At 67.8% G+C, this 21,959-nt stretch carries 26 protein-coding genes; 15 read left to right on the top strand and 11 right to left on the bottom strand.

The window, feature by feature from the left end; genetic code table 11:
- Positions 1 to 60: 60 nt before the first annotated feature.
- On the bottom strand, positions 61 to 1,215 hold the full coding sequence (locus QUD34_RS09055) for a 5-(carboxyamino)imidazole ribonucleotide synthase (RefSeq protein ID WP_286353371.1): 1,155 nt from the start codon (positions 1,213 to 1,215) through the stop codon (positions 61 to 63).
- 63 nt (positions 1,216 to 1,278) lie between these two features.
- Between QUD34_RS09055 and QUD34_RS09050 the strand changes: the two genes are divergently transcribed.
- The 3 genes from QUD34_RS09050 (at position 1,279) to QUD34_RS09040 (ending at position 3,430) form a co-directional block, all read left to right on the top strand.
- Positions 1,279 to 1,764, top strand: a complete 486-nt coding sequence (locus QUD34_RS09050) for a MogA/MoaB family molybdenum cofactor biosynthesis protein (RefSeq protein WP_286353370.1) — start codon at positions 1,279 to 1,281, stop codon at positions 1,762 to 1,764.
- A 46-nt stretch (positions 1,765 to 1,810) separates the two neighbouring features.
- The gene (locus tag QUD34_RS09045; protein WP_286353369.1) at positions 1,811 to 2,026 is read left to right on the top strand and encodes a hypothetical protein; all 216 of its coding nucleotides are present in this window, start codon (positions 1,811 to 1,813) and stop codon (positions 2,024 to 2,026) included.
- Between the two features lie 342 nt (positions 2,027 to 2,368).
- Positions 2,369 to 3,430 (top strand): PLP-dependent cysteine synthase family protein, encoded by a 1,062-nt coding sequence (locus QUD34_RS09040; protein WP_286353368.1) that lies wholly within the window; start codon positions 2,369 to 2,371, stop codon positions 3,428 to 3,430.
- On the opposite strand, the gene QUD34_RS09035 is transcribed toward QUD34_RS09040, so the two are convergent.
- On the bottom strand, positions 3,431 to 4,165 hold the full coding sequence (locus tag QUD34_RS09035) for a hypothetical protein (RefSeq protein WP_286353367.1): 735 nt from the start codon (positions 4,163 to 4,165) through the stop codon (positions 3,431 to 3,433).
- Between the two features lie 56 nt (positions 4,166 to 4,221).
- On the opposite strand from QUD34_RS09035, the gene QUD34_RS09030 reads away from it, so the two are divergent.
- The 6 genes from QUD34_RS09030 (at position 4,222) to QUD34_RS09005 (ending at position 8,711) form a co-directional block, all read left to right on the top strand.
- Positions 4,222 to 4,734 (top strand): YqgE/AlgH family protein, encoded by a 513-nt coding sequence (locus QUD34_RS09030; protein ID WP_286353366.1) that lies wholly within the window; start codon positions 4,222 to 4,224, stop codon positions 4,732 to 4,734.
- Between the two features lie 165 nt (positions 4,735 to 4,899).
- Entirely contained in the window at positions 4,900 to 6,222 is a 1,323-nt protein-coding gene (locus QUD34_RS09025; RefSeq protein ID WP_286353365.1) for an ammonium transporter, read from the top strand.
- 39 nt (positions 6,223 to 6,261) lie between these two features.
- On the top strand, positions 6,262 to 6,603 hold the full coding sequence (locus tag QUD34_RS09020; RefSeq protein ID WP_286353364.1) for a P-II family nitrogen regulator: 342 nt from the start codon (positions 6,262 to 6,264) through the stop codon (positions 6,601 to 6,603).
- A gap of 93 nt (positions 6,604 to 6,696) precedes the next feature.
- Positions 6,697 to 6,903: a dodecin gene (locus QUD34_RS09015; protein ID WP_286353363.1), complete on the top strand. Its 207-nt coding sequence runs from the start codon at positions 6,697 to 6,699 to the stop codon at positions 6,901 to 6,903.
- Positions 6,904 to 6,959: 56 nt separating this feature from the next.
- Positions 6,960 to 8,369, top strand: a complete 1,410-nt coding sequence (locus QUD34_RS09010) for a cryptochrome/photolyase family protein (RefSeq protein WP_286353362.1) — start codon at positions 6,960 to 6,962, stop codon at positions 8,367 to 8,369.
- 60 nt (positions 8,370 to 8,429) lie between these two features.
- A complete protein-coding gene (locus QUD34_RS09005) occupies positions 8,430 to 8,711 on the top strand; it encodes a 2Fe-2S iron-sulfur cluster-binding protein (protein WP_286353361.1) in 282 nt (93 codons plus the stop codon).
- A 7-nt stretch (positions 8,712 to 8,718) separates the two neighbouring features.
- Here QUD34_RS09005 and recR read toward each other — a convergent pair whose 3' ends face one another.
- From recR to QUD34_RS08985, 4 genes are read right to left on the bottom strand one after another with little or no spacing between them, the layout of a single operon-like run.
- Positions 8,719 to 9,318 carry a recombination mediator RecR gene (gene recR / locus QUD34_RS09000; protein ID WP_286353360.1) on the bottom strand — a complete coding sequence of 200 codons (600 nt, stop codon included), beginning with the start codon at positions 9,316 to 9,318 and terminating at the stop codon, positions 8,719 to 8,721.
- Positions 9,319 to 9,334: 16 nt separating this feature from the next.
- Positions 9,335 to 9,637: a YbaB/EbfC family nucleoid-associated protein gene (locus tag QUD34_RS08995; RefSeq protein WP_286353359.1), complete on the bottom strand. Its 303-nt coding sequence runs from the start codon at positions 9,635 to 9,637 to the stop codon at positions 9,335 to 9,337.
- A gap of 1 nt (position 9,638) precedes the next feature.
- Positions 9,639 to 10,157 carry a DUF2062 domain-containing protein gene (locus QUD34_RS08990; RefSeq protein ID WP_286353358.1) on the bottom strand — a complete coding sequence of 173 codons (519 nt, stop codon included), beginning with the start codon at positions 10,155 to 10,157 and terminating at the stop codon, positions 9,639 to 9,641.
- Positions 10,154 to 11,071, bottom strand: coding sequence for a thiamine-phosphate kinase (locus tag QUD34_RS08985; RefSeq protein WP_286353357.1), 918 nt, complete (start codon positions 11,069 to 11,071; stop codon positions 10,154 to 10,156). Before QUD34_RS08985 ends, QUD34_RS08990 begins: the two co-directional genes overlap by 4 nt.
- A 134-nt stretch (positions 11,072 to 11,205) precedes the next feature.
- Between QUD34_RS08985 and QUD34_RS08980 the strand changes: the two genes are divergently transcribed.
- Positions 11,206 to 11,460, top strand: a complete 255-nt coding sequence (locus tag QUD34_RS08980; RefSeq protein ID WP_286353356.1) for a ferredoxin — start codon at positions 11,206 to 11,208, stop codon at positions 11,458 to 11,460.
- 77 nt (positions 11,461 to 11,537) lie between these two features.
- On the opposite strand, the gene QUD34_RS08975 is transcribed toward QUD34_RS08980, so the two are convergent.
- A complete protein-coding gene (locus tag QUD34_RS08975; protein ID WP_286353355.1) occupies positions 11,538 to 11,999 on the bottom strand; it encodes a chemotaxis protein CheX in 462 nt (153 codons plus the stop codon).
- Between the two features lie 120 nt (positions 12,000 to 12,119).
- On the opposite strand from QUD34_RS08975, the gene QUD34_RS08970 reads away from it, so the two are divergent.
- From QUD34_RS08970 to QUD34_RS08960, 3 genes are all read left to right on the top strand, one after another.
- Positions 12,120 to 12,569: a GatB/YqeY domain-containing protein gene (locus QUD34_RS08970; protein ID WP_286353354.1), complete on the top strand. Its 450-nt coding sequence runs from the start codon at positions 12,120 to 12,122 to the stop codon at positions 12,567 to 12,569.
- A 153-nt stretch (positions 12,570 to 12,722) separates the two neighbouring features.
- Complete coding sequence (gene proS, locus QUD34_RS08965; RefSeq protein WP_286353353.1) at positions 12,723 to 14,564, top strand: proline--tRNA ligase; 1,842 nt, start codon at positions 12,723 to 12,725, stop codon at positions 14,562 to 14,564.
- The gene (locus QUD34_RS08960; RefSeq protein WP_286353352.1) at positions 14,564 to 15,037 is read left to right on the top strand and encodes a hypothetical protein; all 474 of its coding nucleotides are present in this window, start codon (positions 14,564 to 14,566) and stop codon (positions 15,035 to 15,037) included. The genes proS and QUD34_RS08960 overlap by 1 nt, the downstream gene beginning before the upstream one ends.
- 75 nt (positions 15,038 to 15,112) lie before the next feature.
- Here the strand turns inward: QUD34_RS08960 and ndk are convergent, their stop codons facing one another.
- Positions 15,113 to 15,532: a nucleoside-diphosphate kinase gene (gene ndk / locus QUD34_RS08955; protein WP_286353351.1), complete on the bottom strand. Its 420-nt coding sequence runs from the start codon at positions 15,530 to 15,532 to the stop codon at positions 15,113 to 15,115.
- A 139-nt stretch (positions 15,533 to 15,671) separates the two neighbouring features.
- Between ndk and secA the strand changes: the two genes are divergently transcribed.
- On the top strand, positions 15,672 to 18,290 hold the full coding sequence (gene secA, locus QUD34_RS08950) for a preprotein translocase subunit SecA (protein ID WP_286353350.1): 2,619 nt from the start codon (positions 15,672 to 15,674) through the stop codon (positions 18,288 to 18,290).
- Positions 18,291 to 18,381: 91 nt separating this feature from the next.
- Positions 18,382 to 19,233, top strand: coding sequence for an RNase adapter RapZ (gene rapZ / locus QUD34_RS08945; RefSeq protein WP_286353349.1), 852 nt, complete (start codon positions 18,382 to 18,384; stop codon positions 19,231 to 19,233).
- On the opposite strand, the gene QUD34_RS08940 is transcribed toward rapZ, so the two are convergent.
- Genes QUD34_RS08940 through QUD34_RS08930 form a run of 3 tightly spaced genes read right to left on the bottom strand, consistent with a single transcriptional unit; the run spans position 19,234 to position 21,943 of the window.
- Complete coding sequence (locus tag QUD34_RS08940) at positions 19,234 to 20,355, bottom strand: saccharopine dehydrogenase family protein (protein ID WP_286353348.1); 1,122 nt, start codon at positions 20,353 to 20,355, stop codon at positions 19,234 to 19,236.
- Positions 20,356 to 20,372: 17 nt separating this feature from the next.
- Positions 20,373 to 21,785: an APC family permease gene (locus QUD34_RS08935; protein ID WP_286353347.1), complete on the bottom strand. Its 1,413-nt coding sequence runs from the start codon at positions 21,783 to 21,785 to the stop codon at positions 20,373 to 20,375.
- A complete protein-coding gene (locus QUD34_RS08930; protein ID WP_286353346.1) occupies positions 21,782 to 21,943 on the bottom strand; it encodes a hypothetical protein in 162 nt (53 codons plus the stop codon). Before QUD34_RS08930 ends, QUD34_RS08935 begins: the two co-directional genes overlap by 4 nt.
- Positions 21,944 to 21,959: the final 16 nt, after the last annotated feature.

The following is a 21,959-nucleotide window of genomic DNA, read 5'->3' as shown; positions in this document are numbered from 1 at the left end:
CACCGCCCTCCTCCGGTCAGAACGAGTGTGGCCCGGGATGGCCCGGAGGCTCAAGGCGCATCATCCCCGCAGGGCTTCCCGGGCGGCGAGGACCTTCGCCAGGGCCTCCTCCGGCGTGTCGGCCAGGGCGGTGAGGTGGCCCATTTTCCGGCCGGGACGGGCATCAGTCTTGCCGTAGAGGTGCAGCTTCACCTCGCGGTGGGCAAGGAGGCGTTCCCAGGCGGGCTCGCCGTCTGCCGGCCACAGGTCGCCCAGCAGGTTGGCCATGGCGGCGGGGCGGAGCAGGGTGGTCTCCCCCAGGGGCAGGCCGCAGACGGCGCGCACCTGCTGCTCGAACTGGCTCGTGACGCAGGCGTCGATGGTGGCGTGGCCGCTGTTGTGCGGCCGCGGCGCCAGCTCGTTCACCAGCAGCTCGCCCCCGGGCTTGAGGAAGAACTCCACGGTCAGCATGCCCACCACGCCCAGGGCCTTGGCGATGTCCAGGGCCATGGCCTGGGCCTTCGCCGCGGCGGCGGCGGGGATGCGGGCGGGGAAGACGGTCGTGTCGAGGATGTGGTTCTGGTGGGCATTCTCGGCCACGGGCCAGACGCTGGTCTCGCCGGTGGCGGACTGGGCGCAGATCACGCTGCATTCCAGCTCGAAGGGCACCCAGGCCTCGAGGATGCCTTGCTGACCGCCCAGGGCGGCGAAGGCCGGGCCGATGTCGGCGGCGCCCATCAGCTTCTTCTGCCCCTTGCCGTCATAGCCGAAGCTGGCGGTCTTGAGGACGGAGGGGAATCCCAGCGCCGAGGTCGCCTCATGGAGATCGGCCTCGGTGTTGATCTCGCGGAAGGGCGTTACGGGGAATGCGTGCTCAGCCAGAAACCGCTTCTCGCGGAGCCGGTGCTGGACCGTGTGCAGCACATGGGCCCCGGGATGCATGGGCCGGATCGTGGCCACGGCCTCGAGGGTTTCCGCCGGGATGTTCTCGAACTCGACGGTCACCACATCCACGCCCCGGGCCAGAGCCTGGGCGGCGTAGACATCGTTGTAGGCGGCGCGGATCTCGAGATCGGCCACCTGGCCCGCGGGGCAGTCGTGGCCGGGATCCAGGGCGTGGACGCGGAAGCCCAGATTGCGGGCTGCCAGGGTGAACATGCGACCCAGCTGGCCCCCGCCGAGCAGGCCCAGGGCGGCCCCGGGACGGATGGATCTGGACAGGGATGCGTCGGCCATGGCCCATTGTGGCATCCTCAGGTGGGACATGCCCAACCGATGCCAACCCAGGGAGGACTCCGCATGGATCGCGTGCACCTCGTCACCCTCTCGGACCGGGCCTCCAAGGGCGAGTACCAGGACCAGTCCACGCCCTTGTTGACCAGCTGGCTGAAGGGACAGGGCGTGGCGGGAGTCACCGCCTCGCTCATGCCGGATGATCCGGCGGTCCTGGAGGTGGATCTGCGCCGGGCCGTGGCCGAGCAGGTGCCCCTGATCCTCACCTGCGGCGGAACGGGATTCGGGCCCCGGGACACGACGCCCGAGGCCACGCGCCGCGTCATCGAGCGGGAGGCTCCCGGCATCTGCGAGCTCATCCGCGCCAAGGGCGGCCATCCGCTGGCCTTCGCCAGCCGGGCGGTCTGCGGCATCGCGTCGCGCTCGGTGATCCTGAACCTCTCCGGCCGTCCGGCCGCGGCGCTGGAGCAGATCCAGCTGGCCTGGCCGCTGCTCCTCCACGCGGTGTCGGTGCTCCGCAAGGAAGGCGAAGCGGGGGGGCCCTGCACTTGAACCGGACGGGCTTGAAGGGGACGGACTTGAAGGGGGCGGCGCAGCCATGATGGTCTGGGCGCGCATCAACCATGTGGGCTGGGTGCACCTCTGGCGCACCCGTGAGGCCTTCGACGCCGCCGAGCCCTCGGCCCACTTCCTCAATGGCCGTACGGATCCACGCTGGATCGAAGCGGCCCTGAGCCCCGACCAGCGCCGGGAGCTGGGCGCGGGGAAGCTCGTGGAGATCGAGGACCCGGGGTACTTCTCCGAGGAAGACTAGGGTCTGTTTTCAAATTCCGCGACGCCGCGCTGGGCGGGCAGCCGAGCGAGGCAAGGAAGGCGACGAAGGCCTTGGTGGTTCCAAGGTCGAGGAGCCTGACGCAGCATCGCGACAGCTGCCCACCCAACCCTTCGGGACGAGGCCATCCGGGGGCCCCGCGGCGTCAGAGCCCTTGAACGATGAACCACATCGCCCTGCGGGCCCTTCCTTGCGGTGCATCCCGGATGGCCTTCGTCGCGGTGCCGTGGAATTTGAAAACAGACCCTAGGCCCCGTTCGCTTCCGGATGAACAAAGGATCCCGCCGTGCGAAGGTGGAGGCATCCTTAGACGAGGCTCCAGGAATGACCGAGATTCAGCCGACCCTCCGCACCCTGAGCCGCCTGGTGGGCTGCACGCCCCTGCTGGCGGTGGATGTCCGGTTCCGCGGCCAGGCGCGCCGGATCTACGCCAAGGCCGAGAGCTTCAACTTCACGGGCAGCATCAAGGACCGGATGGCCCTGCATGTCCTCCGGAGAGCCCACGAGAGCGGCGCCCTCAAGCCCGGGGCGCCCATCGCCGAGGCCACCAGCGGGAACACCGGCATCTCCTTCTCGGCCCTGGGCCGGGCGCTGGGGCACCCCGTGACCATCTTCATGCCGGACTGGATGAGCCAGGAGCGGAAGGACCTGATCCGCTCCTTCGGCGCGCAGATCCGCCTGGTGAGTGCGGCCGAGGGCGGCTTCCTGGGGTCCATCCGGCTCAGCGAGGTCTGGGCGGCGGAGACGCCGGACGCCTACCTGCCCTGCCAGTTCGCCAACGAGGTCAATGTGGAGGCCCACGCCACCACCACGGGCCCGGAGATCTGGGCCCAGCTCGCCTCGGCGGGACTGAGGCCGGATGCCTTCGTCGCCGGCGTGGGCACGGGTGGCACGGTGATGGGCGTGGGCCGCTTCCTCAAGGGCATGGATTCCGGCATCCGGATCCATCCCGTGGAACCCTCCAACTCCCCCACCCTGCACACGGGCCACAAGATCGGGAAGCACCGCATCCAGGGCATCTCCGATGAATTCATTCCCAGCATCGTGAAGCTGGACCAGCTGGACGACATCCTGTCCGTGGACGATGGCGACGCCATCCTCATGGCCCAGAAGCTGGCGGACCGGGGTCTGGGCGTGGGCATCAGCAGCGGGGCCAACTTCCTCGCGGCCCTCGAGGCCCAGGAACGGCTCGGTCCGGAGGCGGTGGTCGCGACGGTCTTCAGCGACAGCAACAAGAAATACCTCTCCACCGATCTGATGAAGGTGGAACCCCTCAAGCCCGGTTTCCTCAGCCCGGAGGTCGAACTGATCGGAATCGGGCAGGCCATCCGGGTCTGCGAAGTCTGCCTCCAGGGCGAGGGGAAAGTCCGGGACTGCGGCTGCTAGCTAGGGCCGCAGGACGGCGGCTTCCAGCCGGTGGTACAGGGCCAGCAGGGAGCAGCTGAGCCAGAGGTTCATGACCCCCCCCAGCAGATTGAAGAGCCAGAAGGCGGGATGCTTCAGCCGCAGCAGGGCGCTGGGCCCTAGGTCGGGATCCGCCGTGGGCAGCAGCCGTTCCAGGCTCCAGCCCGCAGCCACCTGATAGACCAGGGCCACCAGCATCATGGCCAGCACGGCCTGCACGATCCGCGGCCAGTGGCGGACCATCGAGGCCTGGCTCCAGCGGAGGGCCGCCAGCGGCGCCTCCCCGCGGAGCAGCATGCGCATGGGCGCCCAGCCGAACAGGGTGAGGATCACGATGCCCGGCACCAGGAAGAGCAGCAGCCCGAGCCCGATGGCCACGCTGAGGCCGAGGCGGACGAGGAAGGCCAGGGCCCAGCGGCGATCGAAGCCTTCCCGCCAGCCGGCGGCCGGGTTGCCGGGGGTGTCCAGGGTCTCGGCGTCCAACCGGGCCTGCAGCTTCGGCACGAAGTACATCTCCAGGGGAAGAAGGCCCACGAAGCCGAAGATGGGCTGGATCAGAAGGCTGGGCGTCGCCCCGGCCGCCAGCTCCAGCGCGGGCCCCAGCTGGGCCAGCACCATGGCCAGCAGGACCAGGCTGAAGGCGAGCCAGGGGTGGCGGAGGAGGAGGGCCACCCCTTCGCGGAGGGCGCCGAGGTGGGATGGCAGGGGCGTTCGCATCCTTCCAGGCTATCCGGGCTCCCGGACCGGGGCGGTGGGCTATCATCATCGGCATCATGACGCCCGAAGCTCCTTGTCTCCTGGTGGCCAGCCCCGCGCTGTTGGATCCCAACTTCCTCCATGCGGTGGTGCTCGTCGTGGAGCACGACGAGGAAGGCGCCCTGGGGCTGGTGCTGAACCGTCCCCTGCCGTTGTCCCTGGCCCAGGTCTGCGAAGAGGGCGGCATGGCCTATGAGGGCTCCGCCGAGGCCAGCGCCTGGCGGGGCGGCCCCGTGGATCCCCAGCGGGGCATCCTCCTGGTGCAAGGCGGCCTGCCCGAAGAGGAGGACACGGTGGTGGACCTCACGCACTTCGTGAGCCATCGCAAGGATCTGCTGGAAGCCCTGCTGGGAGATTCCACGGCCCGGTACCGCCTGTTCCTGGGCTACGCCGGCTGGAGCGCCGGCCAGCTGGATCAGGAACTCGAGCTGGGGGCCTGGACCCGGCGCCCCGTGGTGTCCGAGTGGCTGCTGCATCCCGATCCCACCGGGCTCTGGCAGGTGGCGCTGGGCAGCGAGACCAGCGGATGACCTGAAGGAAGGTCCGCCTCTGGTCTGGCGAGCGGCTCCGGGCCCGTGCGCCTGGGTTATGCCCGTATCAATCTTTTTTATGTTGGATGGATGGCCTATTAAATTGACTTAGAATCCAGGACTTTATTGCATAGGTTGGATCCGCACGCTTTTTCGGAGGAACCGATGACCTGGAAGCGATCCCTTCCGCTCGCCGCCATCCTGGGTGCGGGGCTTCCCCTGGCCGCCGGGACCGCCGGTCCGGTGAACGACACGGGTACCACGGCGTGGATGCTGACCTCCACCACTCTGGTGCTGCTGATGGTGCCGGGGCTGGCCATGTTCTACGGTGGGCTGGTCCGGACCAAGAATGTCCTCGGCACCATGATGCATTCGTTCTCGGCCATGGCCGTGGTGGGCGTCCTTTGGACGGTGGTGGGCTACGCCCTCAGCTTCGGGCCCAACGCCCTGGGCGGCCTCATCGGCTGGAGCCGCGGGTTGGTCCTCCTCCGCAGCATCGACCACACGATCCTTCCCGCGGGGGTGCCCGAGTACGCCTTCGCCATGTTCCAGGGCAAGTTCGCCATCATCACGCCCGCCCTGATCGCCGGGGCCGTGGCGGAGCGGATCTCGTTCCGGGGCTGGGTGGCCTTCATCACGCTCTGGGTGCTCTTCGTGTACTGCCCGCTCTGCCACTGGGTGTGGGCCTCGGATGGCTACTTCTTCAACCTCGGGGCCAAGGGGGCCATCGACTTCGCCGGCGGCACGGTGGTGCACATCTCCTCGGGCGTGGCCGGCCTGGCCCTGGCTCTGTTCCTGGGCGCCCGCCACGGCTACCCGAAGACCGCCATGGCCCCCAACAACCTGACCTTCACCCTGATCGGCGCGGGCCTTCTGTGGGTGGGCTGGTTCGGCTTCAACGCGGGCTCGTCCATCGCCTCGAACCTGGAGACCGCCCGGGCCCTCACGGTCACGCAGGTGGCGGCGGCCGCGGGCGCCCTCACCTGGGTGCTGATCGAGACCATCCGCGAGGACAAGCCCACGAGCCTGGGCATGGCCTCGGGCATCCTCGCGGGCCTGGTGGTCATCACGCCCGCGGCCGGCGTGGTCCAGGTGGGCGGGGCCCTGGCCCTAGGCGCCATCGCCGCCTGCACCTGCTACGGCATGATCATGCTGAAGAACCGGCTGGGCTACGACGACTCCCTGGATGCCTTCGGAATCCACGGGACCGGCGGCATCGTCGGGGCCCTGGGCCTCACCTTCTTCATCCGGGATTCCTGGTGGGCCGAAGCCGCCGCCAAGTCCCCCGGCTGGGGTGTGCTGGCCCAGCTGAAGGTCCAGGCCTTCGCGGTGGGCGCCACCATCGTGTTCTCCGTGGTCATGACGCTCCTCATCGCCTGGCTGGTGGAAAAGGTCGTCGGTTTCCGCGTGGCCGAGTCGGTGGAGAAGACCGGCCTCGACCACGAGATCCACGGGGAACGCGCCTACGGGCTGAACAATCTCAACTAGGCTCGACTAGGCTCAACTTGGCTGAACCAGGAGGATCCGATGAAGCTCATCACCGCCATCATCCCCGAAGAGAAGCTCGACGAGGTTCGCGAGGCCCTGATCGAAGCGGAGATCGAACGGATCACCGTCTCCCGGGTCAGTGGCCACGGGCGCCAGCAGGAGATCGTGGTCCAGCGGGGCAAGAAGGTCGTGCCGAACCTGATCCCCAAGATCCAGATCACCATCGCCTGCAACGACGACTTCGAAGGCATCACCGTGGACACCATCATCCGCACGGCCCGCCATGGCGCGGGCGAGGTGGGGGACGGGAAGATCTTCGTCCAGGATCTGAAGGAGTGCATCCGCATCCGCACCGGCGAGCGGGGCGGCCAGGCCATCTGAGGACTTCGCGCCAGGCCGGATTCATTGTTTGCGAAAAATAGATCTATGAAACCTACAGTCGCCCCGCCCACAATCGGCGGCAAGGAGGCATCCATGTCCGGCATCTACAAGAAGGTCGAGATCGTCGGCACCTCTCCGGTCAGCTTCGCCGAGGCGGTGAAGCAGGCTGTGGAGGAGGCCGGGAAGTCCATTCGCCACATGGCCTGGTTCGAGGTGGTCGAGCAGCGGGGCCGCATCCAGGACGGCAAGGTCGCCGAGTTCCAGGTGACGATCCAGATCGGGTTCAAGCTCGAGCGCTGAGCCTGTCCAGGTTTGAGGGGACCTTCTTCCTGCATGGCCCGGGTTAGCCTCGGGCCATGCGGAGCATCGTGTGGTTCCGGGGCAAGGACCTGCGGGTGGCGGATCACGGCCCGCTGGCGGAGGCCGTGGCCACGGGCGAAGTGATTCCGCTGTTCGTGCTGGACCCTTTCTTCTTCGCGCCGGAGCGGGCCCGGGAGCTGCCCCACCGGATGCAGTTTCTGCTGGAATCGCTGAAGGCGCTGGAGGCCGACCTCGCTCGGCTGGGTTCGCGCCTGCTGGTGGTGCCCGGGCGCAGCGTGGAGGTGGTGCCGCGGCTGGCGGCCCGGTGGCGGGCGGATCGGGTTCTGGCCCACCGCTGGGTGGAGCCCTTCGGCCGGGAGCGGGATCGCCGGGTGGGCGAGGCCCTGGCGCGCCAGGGCACCGGGTTCTGCCTGTTCGAGGGGGAGACCCTGCTGCCGCCGGGGTCCGTACGGAATGGGCAGGGAGGCCCGTTCCGGGTGTTCACGCCCTTCGCTAAGGCCATCATGGCCAGGATTGATCTTCCGTTGATCCAGGATTTGCGGTCAAAACTTCCCCCGCTTCCCAAGGGTGTCACCGCCGATGAGGTTCCCATCCCGGCCCTGGCCGACCTGGGGATCGACGCGAACCCGGGGCTTCTGCGGGGGGGCGAGGAGGCGGCTCGGGAGCGCTTGCGGGCCTTCCTGGCCGGGCCTCTGGCGAACTACGGCACGGACCGGGACCGCATGGACCGGCCCGGGACCTCGCGGCTCAGCGCTGATCTGAAGTTCGGCACCCTCTCGGTGCGGGCCGTCTGGCAGGTGGTGGCGGCGAGCGGCCAGGGTGAATCCGCGCGGCGCTTCCTCAATGAGCTGCTTTGGCGCGAGTTCAGCCACCACCTGCTGTGGGAATGGCCGGAGCTGCTGGAACAACCCTTCCGCACGGGGTTCCAGGCTTTTCCCTGGCGGGAGGACGAGGCGGCCTGGGAGGCCTGGACGGCGGGCCGTACGGGGTATCCGGTGGTCGATGCCGCCGCCCGGCAGCTGAAGGCCGAGGGGTTCGTCCACAACCGGGCCCGCATGGTGGCCGCCAGCTTCCTGGCCAAGCACCTGCTGCTGGACTACCGGCGCGGCGAGGCGCACTACATGGCCTGGCTCGCCGATGGCGATTGGGCCGCCAACAATGCGGGCTGGCAGTGGAGCGCGGGCTGTGGCTGCGATGCCCAGCCCTGGTTCCGCATCTTCAATCCCACCGCCCAGGGATTGAAGTTCGATCCGGATGGCGCCTATGTGAAACGCTGGGTGCCTGAGCTGGCCGGGCTCCCGGCCGCCCTCGTCCATGAACCCTGGAAGGCGCCCGCGGCGCTCCGCGGAAGGCTGGACTACCCCGGGCCGATCGTGGATCACGCCTGGGCCCGGCAGCGGTTCCTCGCGGTGGCGAAAGGCCACCTGGGGCGCGAGGCGCCCTGATACAGTGGAGGGGGCCCATGCCCCCTTATCTCGATTGCTTTATTTACTTACGGGTATTCCATGCACACCATCCGATTCGACGGCAAGAAACCCGGGACTGCGGACTGCGAGCAGGAGACCGCCCTCCTGGCGGCCAGCACCCGGGCGGGTGTGCCGCTGCCCCACCGCTGCGGCGGCCATGCGCGCTGCGGGACCTGTCTCGTGACCGTGGTGGAGGGTGCGGAGCACCTGAGCGAGAAGGGCGCCATCGAGACCCGGGTGCTGGGTGTGCTCAAGGCCGGGGCCGACCAGCGCCTCGCCTGCCAGACCTGGGCGAAGGGCGATGTGAGCGTGAAGTACTAGCCTCTGCCTAGCCCACCGGCCGCCGCCCCTCCATGGCGCGGTCCAGCGTGAGCTCGTCGGCGTATTCGAGGTCGCTGCCGATGGGGAGTCCCAGGCCGATGCGGGTGGTGCGGACGCCGATGGGCTCAAGGATGCGGGCCAGCCAGCTGGCGGTGGCCTCGCCATCCACCGTGGGGTTGGTGGCCAGGATGACTTCCTGGATGGCGTGATCCTCCAGCCGCTTCAGCAGCTCGCGGATGCGCAGCTGGTCGGGGCCCACGCCGCGCAGAGGCGAGATCAGGCCCCCGAGCACATGGTAGCGGCCCCGGAAGTGGCCGCTGCGCTCGAAACTCAGCACATTGGAGGCTTCCGCCACGATGACGAGGCTGGCGGGATCACGGCGCGGATCCAGGCAGATGGGGCAGGTGGGCTGGTCCGTGAAGGCGCCGCACACTTGGCAGAAGCCCACCTTCTCGGCGGCCTGCTGCAGCTGGTGGGCGAGGTGGGCCATGCCTTCCGGGCCCTCTTTCAGCAGGTGCAGGGCCATGCGCTGGGCGGACTTGGCGCCCACGCCCGGCAGCTTCTGGAGGCTTTCCACCACGGCCTCGAGCGGCGGCGGCAGCTTCATGGGCGGGCCCCAGCCTTCACAGCCCCAGGCCCGGCAGGTTGAGGCCCGCGCCCATGCCGCCCATCTGCTTCTTCATGGCCTCGTCGGCCTTGGCGGCGGCGTCGTGGAAGGCGGCCACCAGCAGGTCCTCGAGCATGGAGGGGTCCTCGGGATCCATGGCGTCCTTGGCGATAGAGATGCCCTTCAGTTCCTTGGAGCCGTTGAGGGTGACCTTCACCAGCTCGCCGCCGGCGGTGCCCTCCACGCGCAGGTTGGCCTGGGCCTCCGCCAGTTTGGCCTGCATCTGCTGGGCCTGTTTCATCAGGAAGCGCATGTCCATGTCAGTCTCCGGGAAGGGGGGTGGGCGCGGGCTTGGGGGAGCGCAGCCGGTGGGCCAGTCGCAGCATCAGAAAATATCCCACAGGTATGGCCAAGGCGCTCAGCACGAAGCCGCCCAGCAGGTAGGGCGCGAGGATGGGCTTGAGCATGGCGGCGGCGGCCTGAAAGCCCTCGCGGGAAGTGAAGCTCTGCCAGCCGATGCTCTTCCAATCCACGCCGCTCAGATCCAGGTGCAGGCCGCGTCCCAGCAGCAGGTTGCCGAAGAAGGTCGAGGCCGTGGCGATGGGCACCATGGTCCAGGGGTTGTTCGTGAAGGCTCCCAGGAAGGTGAGCGGGCGATGCAGCTTCCGCGTCAAGGCGCAGGCGATCAGCACCAGTCCCGTGTGCGTTCCCAGCAGGGGGTTCCAGGCGATGCTGAGGCCCAGGGCGAAGCTCCAGGCCAGGTGGTGCGGCTCCAGCCCCGGATCGGCCAGAAACCGCTTGGTGCGGGCCCAAAGGTGCGATTTGTCGTGATGCGTCATGAAGATCCGAAGTGATCGAAGCTGAGGTCGGGCAGGGGAAGCAGCGAATCCCCATCATAGGCCAGGAGGGGGGCCGCCCCGCGGGGCATGACCGTGCCGACGGGAAGGAGGGGCAGGCCCAGCCGCGACTCCAGCTCCGCCTGGGGCAGGGAGGTGCCGAAGCAGCGGGCATAGTCCTCGCCGCCTCTCCGCGCATCCTCGTCCAGGGCCGGCTCGAGCACGATGCTGAGGCCCGAGGCCTCGGCCAGGTTGCGGAGATCCCGGCTCAAGCCATCGGACAAATCCAGGCAGGCGTGGATCTCGGGGATTTCCGCCAGCCGGAGGCCGAGGCCCAGCCGCGGCCGAGGGGCCAGGTGGGCCTCCAGATCCGCATCGGGGCGGGCGGGGTCCCAGCGCTGCCCGGCCTGGAGCTTCCGCAGGCCCCGGAGGCTGGCGCCGGGGCGCTGGTCCACGAAGATCCGGTCGCCGGGTCGCAGGCCATCCCGCCGCAGCCAGCGGGCGGCAAACCCGAAGGCCGTGAGGCCCAGGCCCAGGCCCGCGGGCCGGCCCACCGTATCCCCCCCCAGAACCTGGACATCGGCCTCCCGGGAGCCCGCGGCCAAGCCCGCCAGGAAGGTCGTCAGCCAGGGGGCGTCGACCTCCGGCCCCAGCGCCAGGGTGAGGGTGTAGCCGAAGGGGCGGGCCCCGGAGGCATCCAGATCCGAGAGGTTCACGGCCAGGAGCTTGCGGGCCAGCAGGTCAGGCGGATGCCAGTCGAGGCGGAAGTGCTGGCCGGATTCCATGAGGTCCGTGGTCACCAGAAGACGGTGGCCGGCCGGGGTGGGAGGCAGGGCGCCGCAGTCGTCCACCAGGCTCTCGCCTCCGGGCAGCAGGGCCCGGATCTGGGCAAGAATTCCCGTCTCCTGCAGGCTCATGGGCGGACCTCCGTCACAAGTCCAGTCTCCCACGCCTCCGAGGGCGAGGCGAAGCTTGGTCCGGGACCACGGCGATGCTAGGTTGATTGAGTTCGCCCATCGCCGGGCCCCCACTGGATCTCTAGGAGACGACCATGGCCATCACCAAAGTCTGGATCGAAGAAGGCTGCATCGTGTGCAATGCCTGCGAAGCCGAGTGCCCCGATGTCTTCCATGTCACGGACACCAGCTGCAACATCAACGGCTCCGTGCGCGAGGACGGCGTGGATTCCGAGAACCGTGAGGAGATGAGCGCCCTGTCCGGCAGCTTCGGCACGGACCTGGAAGCCAGCATCGAGGCCGCCGCCGCCGGTTGCCCCGTGGAAGTCATCAAGTTCGAGAAGGCTTAAGGCTGAAACGGCCAAGCCGTTTCCGTTGAGAACGGGCGCCCCAGGGCGCCCGTTCTGCATTGGCTGAAGACTGAAGGCTAATCCTTCAGCCCCACATTCACTTCGAACTCCCCGAAGGGGGTCGTGAAGGGGATGGCGATGCAGGGGACATCGCCGCTGCGGCTGATCTTGTGGCCTTTGCCGACCACCACGGTGGGCACCGAGATGGAGAGGCTGAACCCGTCCTGGATGAGCAGGCGCCGGGCGTCACCCACCACGATATTGCCGATCTCGCCGATGGCATCCTCCACCGACTGGTTCAGGTCCGCGATCTCCTCCATGAGCATGTTGCCGGCGATGCGGCAGGCCAGGCCCACCGGGAAGCTGAGGATGATGGACCCGGAGGTGTCCCCGGTGATGCCGATGATGGCGGAGATGTCATAGGTGGTGATCAAGTCCTCTTTGACGGACAGACCGATCTTCTCGGCCGAGATGTTGGCCATCATTTCGAGGCTGCGAAGGGTGGCTTCGATGAATGGATTGATGAAGGCGACGTTCATGGGACCCCGGCTGAATGTCTGATTCCCCTTGTTTCGACCCGGGAATTCTCCGGCATGATTTCTGGCATTGAGGGGAATGGACGCCCGCGTCACCATGGACCTTCCGCCCCGGAGAGTCCCATGCTCAATCGCCTGCAGGCCGATCTGAAAACCGCCATGCTGGCGCGGGATGCGCCGCGGACCCAGGTATTGCGCATGGCCCTCGCCGCCTACAAGAATGAAGCCGTGGCCAAGGGGCTAGGCCCGCAGGGAACCCTGGCCGAAGCCGACGCCCTGGCGGTGCTCAAGCGCCTGGTGAAATCGCGGGAGGACAGCGTCGCCCAGTTCGAGAAGGTGGGCCAGACGGATCGGGCCGCCCAGGAGCGGGCAGAGATCGAGCTGCTGAAGCCCTACCTGCCGGCCATGCTCGAGGGACCGGCCCTGGAGGCCGCCGTGCGGGCCGCCATCGCCCAGACCGGGGCCACGGCCAAGAAGGACATGGGCCTGGTGATGAAGGCCCTCCAGGCGGCCCACGGGGGCGCCTTCGACGGCAAGGCCGCCAGTGCCCTGGTGCAGGGGCTTCTGGCTTAACGCCACGAGAGCCGCGGCGACCATGAAGGGGACCTCGGACGCACGGGCCGGGCTTTGCCTGGCCCGTGTGTCCGAGGGTGAAAGGGGACATCGCGAGCGAAGCGAGCAGGCGGTCCCCCCTTCCTCGTATAGACTTGGAGGTTCGAGGCCCCCATGAAGCAGTCGAAGCTCCTGATCCAGACCCTGCGCGAGACGCCGCGCGATGCCGATGTGGTGAGCCAGCAGCTCATGATGCGCGCCGGCATGATCCAGAAGGTGGCGGCGGGCATCTACAGTTACCTGCCCCTGGCCTTCCGGAGCATCCGCAAGTTCGAGGAGATCGTCCGCGAGGAACTGGCCAAGGACGGTTGCCAGGAACTGCTCATGCCCGCCGTGCTGCCCGCCGACCTGTGGCAGGAAAGCGGCCGTTGGAAGTTCTACGGCGACGAGCTGCTCCGGTTCTGCGACCGCAAGGCCAAGGCTGACATGGCCGAACGCCGCCAGAGGGGCGAGAAGCCGGACGAGCGCGACTTCTACAATTTCTGCCTCGGCCCCACCCACGAAGAAGTGATCACGGATGTCGTCCGGAAGAATGTGCGCAGCTACAAGCAGCTGCCCATGAACCTCTTCCAGATCCAGACCAAGTTCCGCGACGAGCGGCGCCCGCGCTTCGGCCTCATGCGGGGCCGCGAGTTCACGATGAAGGACGGCTACTCTTTCCACGCGGACGACGCCTGCGCCGACCGCGAATACTGGGCCATGTTCAATGCCTACAAGCGCATCTTCTCGCGCCTGGGCGTGAAGTTCCGGCCCGTGGAGGCGGACAGCGGCGCCATCGGCGGCAGCTTCACCCACGAGTTCCATGTGCTGGCTGGCAGCGGCGAGGACGCGATCCTCAGCTGCAACGCCTGCGACTACACCTCCAACATCGAGAAGACGGAGGCCCCGGGCCTGCCCGTCGGGGACCACGGCAAGGCCTTCGAGCTGAAGCGGGACCACTTCCGCACGCCGGGCGTGGTGGGACAGGTGGAGCAGGCGGCGGGCATGATCGATGCGGACCATCCGCAGGGCATGCCTCTCACCCAGACCAGCAAGTTCTTCCTCTACCTGGCCACTTTCGCGGATGGCACCACGCAGCTGGCCGGTGCCGTGCTGCGCGGCGACCATGAGGTGAATCCCGTGAAGGTGAAGAACTTCCTCGGCGCCGCCGAGATGGAGCTGATGCCCCTGGAGGAGGCCGAGGCCTTCACCGGCGCCAAGACGGGTTTCATGGGACCCGTGGGCCTGCAGGGCGTGAAGATGCTGGTGGACCGCAGCCTCGAAGGGGCAGTGAACCTCACCTGCGGCGCGAACCGGACGGACTACCACCACTTCGGGCTGGACCCGGCCCGCGACCTGCCGGGCTGCACCTTTGCGGACCTGCGCATGGCCGCCGAACAGGACACCTGCACCCGCTGCGGGAAGGGCCAGTACCAGGCCTTCCGCGGCATCGAGGTGGGCCAGGTCTTCAAGCTGGGCACCAAGTATTCCAAGTCCATGTCCTGCACCTTCCTGGACGAGCAGGGCAAGGAAAACCCCATGGTGATGGGCTGCTACGGCATCGGCATCACCCGTACAGTGGCCGCGGCCATCGAGCAGAACTTCGACGCCGACGGCATCATCTGGCCCTGGCCCATCGCGCCCTACCAGGTGCAGGTGGTCTGCCTGGATCCCGGCAGCGAAGAAGTCGCGGGCGTGGCCTCCATGGTGGAGAAGGACCTGGAGGCCGCCGGCTTCGAGGTGCTGCACGACGATCGCGAAGGTCTGAGCCCCGGCGCCAAGTTCAAGGACGCGGATCTGCTGGGCTTCCCCCTGCGCCTCACCGTGGGTGCCAAGGGCCTGAAGGATGGACTCGTGGAATTGCGCGACCGCCGCACCAAGGAGGTCGTCAAGCTCAAGCCGGAGGCCGCCGTGGCCGAGGTGTCCGCCGCCCGCGACCGCATCATGCAGGAACTGGAAACCGCAGGAGGGCGCTGATGGCCGAGGGCCGGGTCCACCTCACCACCTTCATCGAAGGCGTGCTGGTCCACGGGACGCAGACACCCTTCGTCCTGCTGGTGCCCTCGCCCCACAGCCCCCATCGCGGCCTGCTCATGCCGGCCCAGATCCCCTGGTCACCGGGTTTCCTGCCGACGGCCCTGCTGAATGCCCAGATCGAGGCTGCGTGGGGGATGCCCTTCCGCTTCGTGGATCATTCCGTGCTGCCCGTGGTGTTCGACGAGCGCACCAGCCGGCTGCCGACCCCCTGGCTGCTGCGGCTGGAAGGATTGGAAGGCCAGCAGCGGCTCTACCTTAGCCACCTGCTCCGCACGAAGGCCCCGGAGGATGAGTTGCCCACGCCGCCCCCGGGCGGCCAATGGTTCAGCGACAAGGCCCTCCAGAGCGTCGATCTCCTGCCGGGCGTCCGCCGGCTCTGCCAGGCCGCCATCCAGGCGGTGGCGGAAGGGTGAGTTTCCATCCTGCGCCCGTCGATGCAAAAAACGGCGCCGTTGGCGCCGTTTTTTGCATGGGCTTCACCTAAAAAATCACATCTGCTCGAAGGCGTTGAAGAAATAGCTCACTTCGAACTTGGCGCTCTCGGGCTTGTCGCTGCCGTGGGTGGCATTGCGGCCGATGCTGGCGCCGAAGCGCTTGCGGAGGGTGCCCTCGGCGGCGTTGGCGGGGTTGGTGGCGCCCATGAGGTCGCGCCAGCGCAGGATGGCGTTCTCGCCCTCGAGCACCATGATGGCCACGGGGCCCTCGGTCATGAAGGCCTCCAGCTCCGGATAGAACCCCTTGCCGACATGCTCGTGGTAGAAACCCTGGCAGATGGCGCGGGTGAGCTGGGTCAGCTTGAGGCCCACGATCTTCAGGCCGCTCTGCTCAATGGCGGCGATGATTTCGCCGATGTGGCCGTCCTTGACGGCATCGGGCTTGACGATGGCAAAGGTGCGCTCTAGGGTCATGATTCCTCCAGAATCCAAACGATCAGTGTGCCTTGGGCGGGTAACTTCGGCAACCGCGGGGCCTTGGAGTTGGCCTCCAGTGCTGGGAAATGGGGATCCGCCGCGCTACAATCGATGGTTTACGCGACTGGACGGATCCATGCTCGACAACTTTCTCAAGAAACTCATCGGCTCCAAGAACGACCGGGAGCTGAAGCGGCTGTGGGCCCGGGTTCAGGCCATCAATGTCCTGGAACCGGAGATCTCGGCCCTCAGCGATGATGCGCTGAAGGCCAAGACGCCCTACCTCAAGGAGAAGCTGGCCAACGGCGCCACCCTGGAGGACATCCTGCCCGAGGCTTTCGCCGTCTGCCGGGAAGCCAGCAAGCGCGTGCTGAAGATGCGCCACTTCGATGTGCAGCTGGTGGGCGGCATGGCCCTGCACGAGGGCAAGGTGGCCGAGATGCGGACGGGTGAAGGCAAGACCCTCACCGCCACGCTGCCGCTCTACCTGAATGCCCTGGCCGGCAAGGGCGCCCATCTCGTCACGGTGAACGACTACCTGGCCCGCCGCGACGCCGAGTGGATGGGGCGCCTCTACACCTGGCTGGGCCTCAGCATCGGCATCATCCAGCACGGCCTGGAAGACCAGCAGCGCCGCGATGCCTACGCCTGCGACATCACCTACGCCACCAACAACGAGCTGGGTTTCGACTACCTCCGCGACAACATGAAGTGGGACCTGGAGGAATTCACCCAGCGCGGCTTCAGCTACGCCATCGTCGACGAGGTGGACAGCATCCTCATCGACGAGGCCCGCACCCCGCTCATCATTGCGGGCAGCAGCGAAGAGGACACCTCCAAGTACTTCCGCATCGATGCGGTGGTGCCGAAGCTCAAGGCGGAAGTCCACTACAAGGTGGACGAGAAGGACCGTCAGGTGATGCTCACCGACGAGGGCATCCACTACGCCGAGCAGCTGCTGGGCGTGGCGAACCTCTACGATCCGACCAGCATCGAGACCCTCCACGGCCTCAACCAGGCCCTGCTGGCGCACAACCTCTACCGCCTGGATGTGGACTACATGGTCCGCCCGAAGGAGGACGGCAAGGGCATGGAAGTGGTCATCGTGGACGAGTTCACGGGCCGCCTCATGCCGGGCCGCCGCTGGTCCAACGGCCTGCACCAGGCCATTGAGGCCAAGGAGGGCGTGGAGGTCAACGCCGAGAACCAGACCCTTGCCACCGTGACCTTCCAGAACTTCTTCCGCATGTACACCAAGCTGGCGGGCATGACCGGCACGGCGGAGACCGAGGCCACGGAACTGCACTCCATCTACAAGCTCGATGTGATCATCATCCCCACGAACATGCCCATGATCCGCAAGGACTTCGCGGATACGGTCTACTCGACCCGCGCCGGGAAGAAGAAGGCCATCGTCGAGGAGATCAAGGAACTGCACACCAAGGGACAGCCCGTCCTGGTGGGCACCGCCAGCATCGAGAGCAGCGAGGACCTTGCGGACGCCCTCAAGGCGGCCCGCATCCCCCATGTGGTGCTGAACGCGAAGCACCACGAGCGGGAAGCCGAGATCGTGGCCCAGGCCGGCCGCAAGGGGGCCGTCACCATCGCCACCAACATGGCCGGTCGCGGCACGGACATCATCCTGGGCGGCAATCCCGAAGGCCTGGCCCGGCTCGAAGCGAAGAAGAAGGACATCGCCCTCTACGACGAAGAGGGCTTCGAAACGGCCGAGTTCTCGGCCCTCGTGGAGCAGATGCGCGAGCAGACCGCGGCGGAGCACGAGGAAGTGGTCGGCCTCGGAGGCCTGCACATCCTGGGCACGGAACGCCACGAGAGCCGCCGCATCGACAACCAGCTCCGCGGCCGCGCCGGCCGCCAGGGCGACCCCGGCAGCAGCCGCTTCTACCTGTCCCTCGAGGACGACCTGATGCGGATCTTCGGCGGCGACCGCATCAAGAACCTCATGGGCGCCATGGGCATGAACGATGACGAGCCCATCGAGGCCGGCATGGTCACCCGCGCCATCGAGCGCAGCCAGAAGCGGGTGGAGACCCACCACTTCGAGATCCGCAAGCACCTGCTCGAGTACGACGATGTGATGAACAAGCAGCGCATCTTCTTCTACGGGCTGCGCACGGAGATCCTCAAGGGCAACACCAAGGACTATGTCCTGCAGGTCGCAGGCGAGATCGCCGAAGGCATCTCCAACGACTTCCTGCCCGACAAGGGCGAGCGCGACCTCGCCGGATTCCGCGAGCGCGTGGAGCAGCTCTTCGCCATTTCCGGGGAAGAGGTGGACGCGGTGGGCCAGCTGCCCCAGGCCCAGGCCACCGTGGCCCTGGCCACCCTGGTGCAGCGCATCTACGAGGGCAAGGACGAGCGGCTGGGCGGCGACGGCATGCGCAGCTACGAGCGCTGGTCCATCCTCCAGATCATCGACGCGGCCTGGAAGCGCCACCTGCTGGTCATGGACCACCTGAAGGAGGCCATCGGCTTCCGCGGCTACGGCCAGAAGGATCCCCTGGTGGAATACAAGCGGGAAAGCTACGAATACTTCGAGCAGATGCGCTTCGGCTACGAGGACGAAATCATCTCGTACCTCTTCCGTGTGGAGCCCCAGCCGGCCTATGTGCCCGATGAGGACTTCTTCCGCGGCCCCTCGGAGACCATCGAGCTCGGGCCCGACGAGCAGGGCAACGCCTCGGAAGGCATCCAGCGCGTCCTCCGGTTCACGGCCGGGGGATTGGAGGACTGAGCTTTTCCGCTCTTCCTGCCAGCAAAACGCGGGGGCTTTCGCCCCCGCGTTTTGCTAGAGGCCGGGCCTTCGGCCCTGCTAGGGTGCTCGTATGGAACTCATTGTGGTCACGGGGCTCTCGGGAGCAGGACGCCATGCGGTGCTCGGCGCGCTGGAAGACACCGGCTGCACGGCCCTGGACAATGTCCCGCCCCGCCTGCTGGAGCCGTTGCTCGAGCTGGAATCCAAGCTACAGCCCGGCAGGGACCGGCTGGTGGTGGGCATGGACAGCCGCCACCCTGATTTCGCGGCGGAGTTCGGGCCGCTGCTGGAGCGCCTCCAGGCCGAGAACATCCCCGTGCAGGTGGTCTTCCTGGAGGCGGACGACGAGGCGCTGCTGCGCCGCTACTCCGAGACCCGCCGGCCCCACCACCTGGCCCTCCTCGGGTCCGCCGGCGAGGGCATCCGCCGGGAGCGGGAACTGCTCGCGCCCATCCGGGCCATGGCCACCACCATTCTCGACACCAGCCACCTGAACCTGTCGGAGCTGCGCCAGCGCGTCGCGACCCTGATGCCCGCCCTGCCCACGCGCAACACCGCCGTGCGGCTGCTCAGTTTCGGGTTCAAGCGGGGCGTTCCGGCCGATGCGGATGTGATCTTGGACGCCCGGTTCCTGCCCAATCCCTACTATGTCGAAGCCCTGAAGCCGTTGACGGGCCGGGACTGGGCCGTGCAGGAATACCTGCTGGAGTCCCCCGAGTTCCGGGAATTCCTCGATCGGGCCGAATCCTGGCTGCGGTGGTCCCTGCCCCTGGTCCAGCAGGAGGGACGCGCCTACCACACCCTGGCCATCGGCTGCACCGGGGGGCAGCATCGCTCCGTGGCGCTGGTGGAGATGCTCGGGCAGCGCCTCCGGCGGGAGGTCGCGGCCCTGGTCATCCGCCACCGGGAGCTGGAAGGCTGATCAGGCCTCGACGAACACCACGCCCCGCTTGGCCAGTTCTTCGCGGATGAAGTCCCAGGCGCCCTGCTCCTGACCCACGAACTCCGGCGGGCTGATGCCCTTGCGACGGTAGCCCCCCCGGGCGAGCAGGCGCACGGCGGCGGTGCAGGTGTAGCCGGTGGTCCGGGCCATGGAGGTGGTCTTCGTGGGCCGATCGTAGCGATCCAGGAGGTTCCACTCCTTCCGCATCCGCTGGCCGGCCTTTTCGCCTTCCACGGTGACGCGCATGACCGTGAAGTCCTCGTCGCCCTCGCCCATCTGCCAGAGGGGGAAGAGCAGGGCGGTGGCGAGATCCAGGGGGACGACCTCGCCGCTGCCCACGGGGATGGGGCTCTTGCCGAAGAAGCCGGTCTCGCGCAGGATCCGCATCTTCTCGATGTGGCCGGGGTAGCGAAGGGTCTTCTCCTTCATGTCGGGCACCTGGGGAAAGGTCCGGATGATGCTGCGGAGGCCGTCCGTGTTGAAGGATTCCAGGGTGCCGAGGCCATCGAAGTCCAGCAGCTCCGGCTCGGACAGCGCGGGCAGCGTCACCGTGCGGCCGTCCTTCACATAGCGGGCCGGCCGGGTGTATTCCTCGATGACATCGATGGGGCTGAAGCCCGCCTTGTACTCGTAGGGCCAGGTGCGGACCACGGGGAGCCCGCCCACCAGGCACTCGAAGGCGTGGATGCGGTCCCACTGGCGGGAGAGGTCGCCCAGGATGAGGTTGCCGCAGCCCGGCGCCACGCCGCAGTCCACGATGGCGGTGAGGTTCTGGCGCTGGGCCAGCGCGTCCAGCTCGAAGCAGTCCTCGTCGAAGAAGGAGATGTCCACGAGCGGTTTTCCGGCCTCCAGGACGGCCCTGGCCGTGGCGAACCCCATGAATCCGGGCACGGCGCCCACGACGATGTCGGCATCGGCCACCGCGGCCTTCACGGCGCTGGCGGCGGCGAGATCCGCGGGCCGCGTGGCGATTCCCGCTTCGCCCATGCGGGCCAGGGCGGCTTCGGAGCGGTCCGCCACGGTGACCTTGAAGTCCGGGGCCAGGTCCCTGGCCATGGCGCCGCCGACGCGGCCTGCTCCGAGAATGACGATGTGGGTCATGGCGGACTCCTTGCAGTTCAGGTGGCGATGCGGGGCTTCACCACAAGATAGACAGGCCAGCCTAAGGCCACCAGGAGGAGGCCCGGCCAGGAATAGCTGGGCCGGTGGATGAAGAGGGCGCCGATGATGGCCAGGGCGCCGAAAAGGTAGAGGCCGGGGACGAAGGGGTAGCCCCAGACCCGCACGGGGCGCGGAAAGTCCGGCCGCCGCCAACGCAGCAGGAAGACCCCGCCCACGGTGAAGACATAGAAGAGGATCGTGGGGAGCATCACGAAGTCCAGCAGCTGGCCATAGGTGCCCGTGAGGGTGAGGAGGCAGGTCCAGAGGGCTTGGATCCAGAGGCCGAACCCCGGCACGCCGTGGGCGTTGAGCGTGGCGGCCTGGGGGTAGAAGAGGCCGTCTTCGGCCATGCGCTGATAGACCCGGGCTCCGGACAGCACCAGCCCGTTCAGGCAGCCGAACATGGAGATGAGGATGCTGCCCGCCATGATGAGCCCGCCGCCGGAACCCAGCAGGGACTGGAGGGCCGCGCTGCCCACGCGGTCCTGGGGGGCGTTGGCGATGCCCGCGGGGCCGAGCACCTTCAGGTAGGCTGCGTTGGCCAGGACATAGAGGCCGCAGACCAGGGTGGTGCCGATGAAGAGGGAGCGGGGGATGGTGTGCTCCGGGTCCTTCACCTCCCCGGCGATGAAGGTGATGGCGTTCCAGGCATCGGCCGAGAACATGCTGCCGGTCTGGACCACCAGCAGGGCCGTGAGGAAGGGCAGGGCCGCAGCGCCATCCAGCGGAACGAACGGGGCCGGAGAGGGGGTTGCCGGGGGGCGGAGCAGCAGGCCCAGCAGGATGAGGGCCGCGAGGCCGCCGATCTTGGTCACGGTGAACAGATCCTGGATGCGGGTCCCCAACTTCACCCCGTAGAGGTTCACGGCGCTGAGCAGCAGCACCACGGCGATGCCCGACAGCCGCGAAGGCGTGAGTCCCAGGTGGTAGGGCCCCACGGAGATCGCCTCGGTGACCTTCAGGAGCGGCACATCCAGGTGGGGGCCGATCCATGCGGCATCGGTGATGGAGGGGAAGAAGCTGCCCAGGTATTTCCCGAAGCCCACGGCCACGGCGGCGATGGTGCCGCACTCGATGACCACGAAGAAGGTCCAGCCGTACAGGAACCCCGCGGCCGGGCCATAGGTCTCCCGAAGGTAGGTGTACTGCCCCCCGGCCTTGGGGAACATCCCGGCCAATTCGCCGTAGCTGAGGGCGGCGAAGAGCGTCAGCACCGCCGTGAGGCCCCAGGCGGCCAGGAGGAAGCCGCCCGAGCGGCCCGTGCGCACCATGTCGGCGGCGACGATGAAGACGCCGCTCCCGATCATCGAGCCAGCAATCAGCATGGTGGCCGAGAACAGACCAACATGGCGGCGATAACCGTGGCTCATGCCGGCTCCAGCGGCAGGGGCTGGCGATGGTGGGTCGGCCCTGCCTCGCGTATCGCCGCAGGCGATGCCGAGAAGACGCCGCTCCCGATCATCGAGCCAGCAATCAGCATGGTGGCCGAGAACAGACCGACATGGCGGCGGTAGCCAGGTGCATTCATGGAGCCTCGGGTGGAT

This window comes from Geothrix oryzae (assembly GCF_030295385.1).
GTDB classification, from domain to species: Bacteria; Acidobacteriota; Holophagae; order Holophagales; family Holophagaceae; genus Geothrix; species Geothrix oryzae.
Note: the sequence above shows the minus strand (reverse complement) of the source record. Positions and strands in the feature narration are given on the sequence as shown.

Excerpts from the sequence above, each read along its gene's own strand:
- QUD34_RS09055 (WP_286353371.1), bottom strand. The coding sequence starts at position 1,215 with ATGGCCGACGCATCCCTGTCCAGATCCATCCGTCCCGGGGCCGCCCTG.
- QUD34_RS09050 (WP_286353370.1), top strand. The coding sequence starts at position 1,279 with ATGGATCGCGTGCACCTCGTCACCCTCTCGGACCGGGCCTCCAAGGGC.
- QUD34_RS09045 (WP_286353369.1), top strand. The coding sequence starts at position 1,811 with ATGATGGTCTGGGCGCGCATCAACCATGTGGGCTGGGTGCACCTCTGG.
- QUD34_RS09040 (WP_286353368.1), top strand. The coding sequence starts at position 2,369 with ATGACCGAGATTCAGCCGACCCTCCGCACCCTGAGCCGCCTGGTGGGC.
- QUD34_RS09035 (WP_286353367.1), bottom strand. The coding sequence starts at position 4,165 with ATGCGAACGCCCCTGCCATCCCACCTCGGCGCCCTCCGCGAAGGGGTG.
- QUD34_RS09030 (WP_286353366.1), top strand. The coding sequence starts at position 4,222 with ATGACGCCCGAAGCTCCTTGTCTCCTGGTGGCCAGCCCCGCGCTGTTG.
- QUD34_RS09025 (WP_286353365.1), top strand. The coding sequence starts at position 4,900 with ATGACCTGGAAGCGATCCCTTCCGCTCGCCGCCATCCTGGGTGCGGGG.
- QUD34_RS09020 (WP_286353364.1), top strand. The coding sequence starts at position 6,262 with ATGAAGCTCATCACCGCCATCATCCCCGAAGAGAAGCTCGACGAGGTT.
- QUD34_RS09015 (WP_286353363.1), top strand. The coding sequence starts at position 6,697 with ATGTCCGGCATCTACAAGAAGGTCGAGATCGTCGGCACCTCTCCGGTC.
- QUD34_RS09010 (WP_286353362.1), top strand. The coding sequence starts at position 6,960 with ATGCGGAGCATCGTGTGGTTCCGGGGCAAGGACCTGCGGGTGGCGGAT.
- QUD34_RS09005 (WP_286353361.1), top strand. The coding sequence starts at position 8,430 with ATGCACACCATCCGATTCGACGGCAAGAAACCCGGGACTGCGGACTGC.
- recR (WP_286353360.1), bottom strand. The coding sequence starts at position 9,318 with ATGAAGCTGCCGCCGCCGCTCGAGGCCGTGGTGGAAAGCCTCCAGAAG.
- QUD34_RS08995 (WP_286353359.1), bottom strand. The coding sequence starts at position 9,637 with ATGGACATGCGCTTCCTGATGAAACAGGCCCAGCAGATGCAGGCCAAA.
- QUD34_RS08990 (WP_286353358.1), bottom strand. The coding sequence starts at position 10,157 with ATGACGCATCACGACAAATCGCACCTTTGGGCCCGCACCAAGCGGTTT.
- QUD34_RS08985 (WP_286353357.1), bottom strand. The coding sequence starts at position 11,071 with ATGAGCCTGCAGGAGACGGGAATTCTTGCCCAGATCCGGGCCCTGCTG.
- QUD34_RS08980 (WP_286353356.1), top strand. The coding sequence starts at position 11,206 with ATGGCCATCACCAAAGTCTGGATCGAAGAAGGCTGCATCGTGTGCAAT.
- QUD34_RS08975 (WP_286353355.1), bottom strand. The coding sequence starts at position 11,999 with ATGAACGTCGCCTTCATCAATCCATTCATCGAAGCCACCCTTCGCAGC.
- QUD34_RS08970 (WP_286353354.1), top strand. The coding sequence starts at position 12,120 with ATGCTCAATCGCCTGCAGGCCGATCTGAAAACCGCCATGCTGGCGCGG.
- proS (WP_286353353.1), top strand. The coding sequence starts at position 12,723 with ATGAAGCAGTCGAAGCTCCTGATCCAGACCCTGCGCGAGACGCCGCGC.
- QUD34_RS08960 (WP_286353352.1), top strand. The coding sequence starts at position 14,564 with ATGGCCGAGGGCCGGGTCCACCTCACCACCTTCATCGAAGGCGTGCTG.
- ndk (WP_286353351.1), bottom strand. The coding sequence starts at position 15,532 with ATGACCCTAGAGCGCACCTTTGCCATCGTCAAGCCCGATGCCGTCAAG.
- secA (WP_286353350.1), top strand. The coding sequence starts at position 15,672 with ATGCTCGACAACTTTCTCAAGAAACTCATCGGCTCCAAGAACGACCGG.
- rapZ (WP_286353349.1), top strand. The coding sequence starts at position 18,382 with ATGGAACTCATTGTGGTCACGGGGCTCTCGGGAGCAGGACGCCATGCG.
- QUD34_RS08940 (WP_286353348.1), bottom strand. The coding sequence starts at position 20,355 with ATGACCCACATCGTCATTCTCGGAGCAGGCCGCGTCGGCGGCGCCATG.
- QUD34_RS08935 (WP_286353347.1), bottom strand. The coding sequence starts at position 21,785 with ATGAGCCACGGTTATCGCCGCCATGTTGGTCTGTTCTCGGCCACCATG.
- QUD34_RS08930 (WP_286353346.1), bottom strand. The coding sequence starts at position 21,943 with ATGAATGCACCTGGCTACCGCCGCCATGTCGGTCTGTTCTCGGCCACC.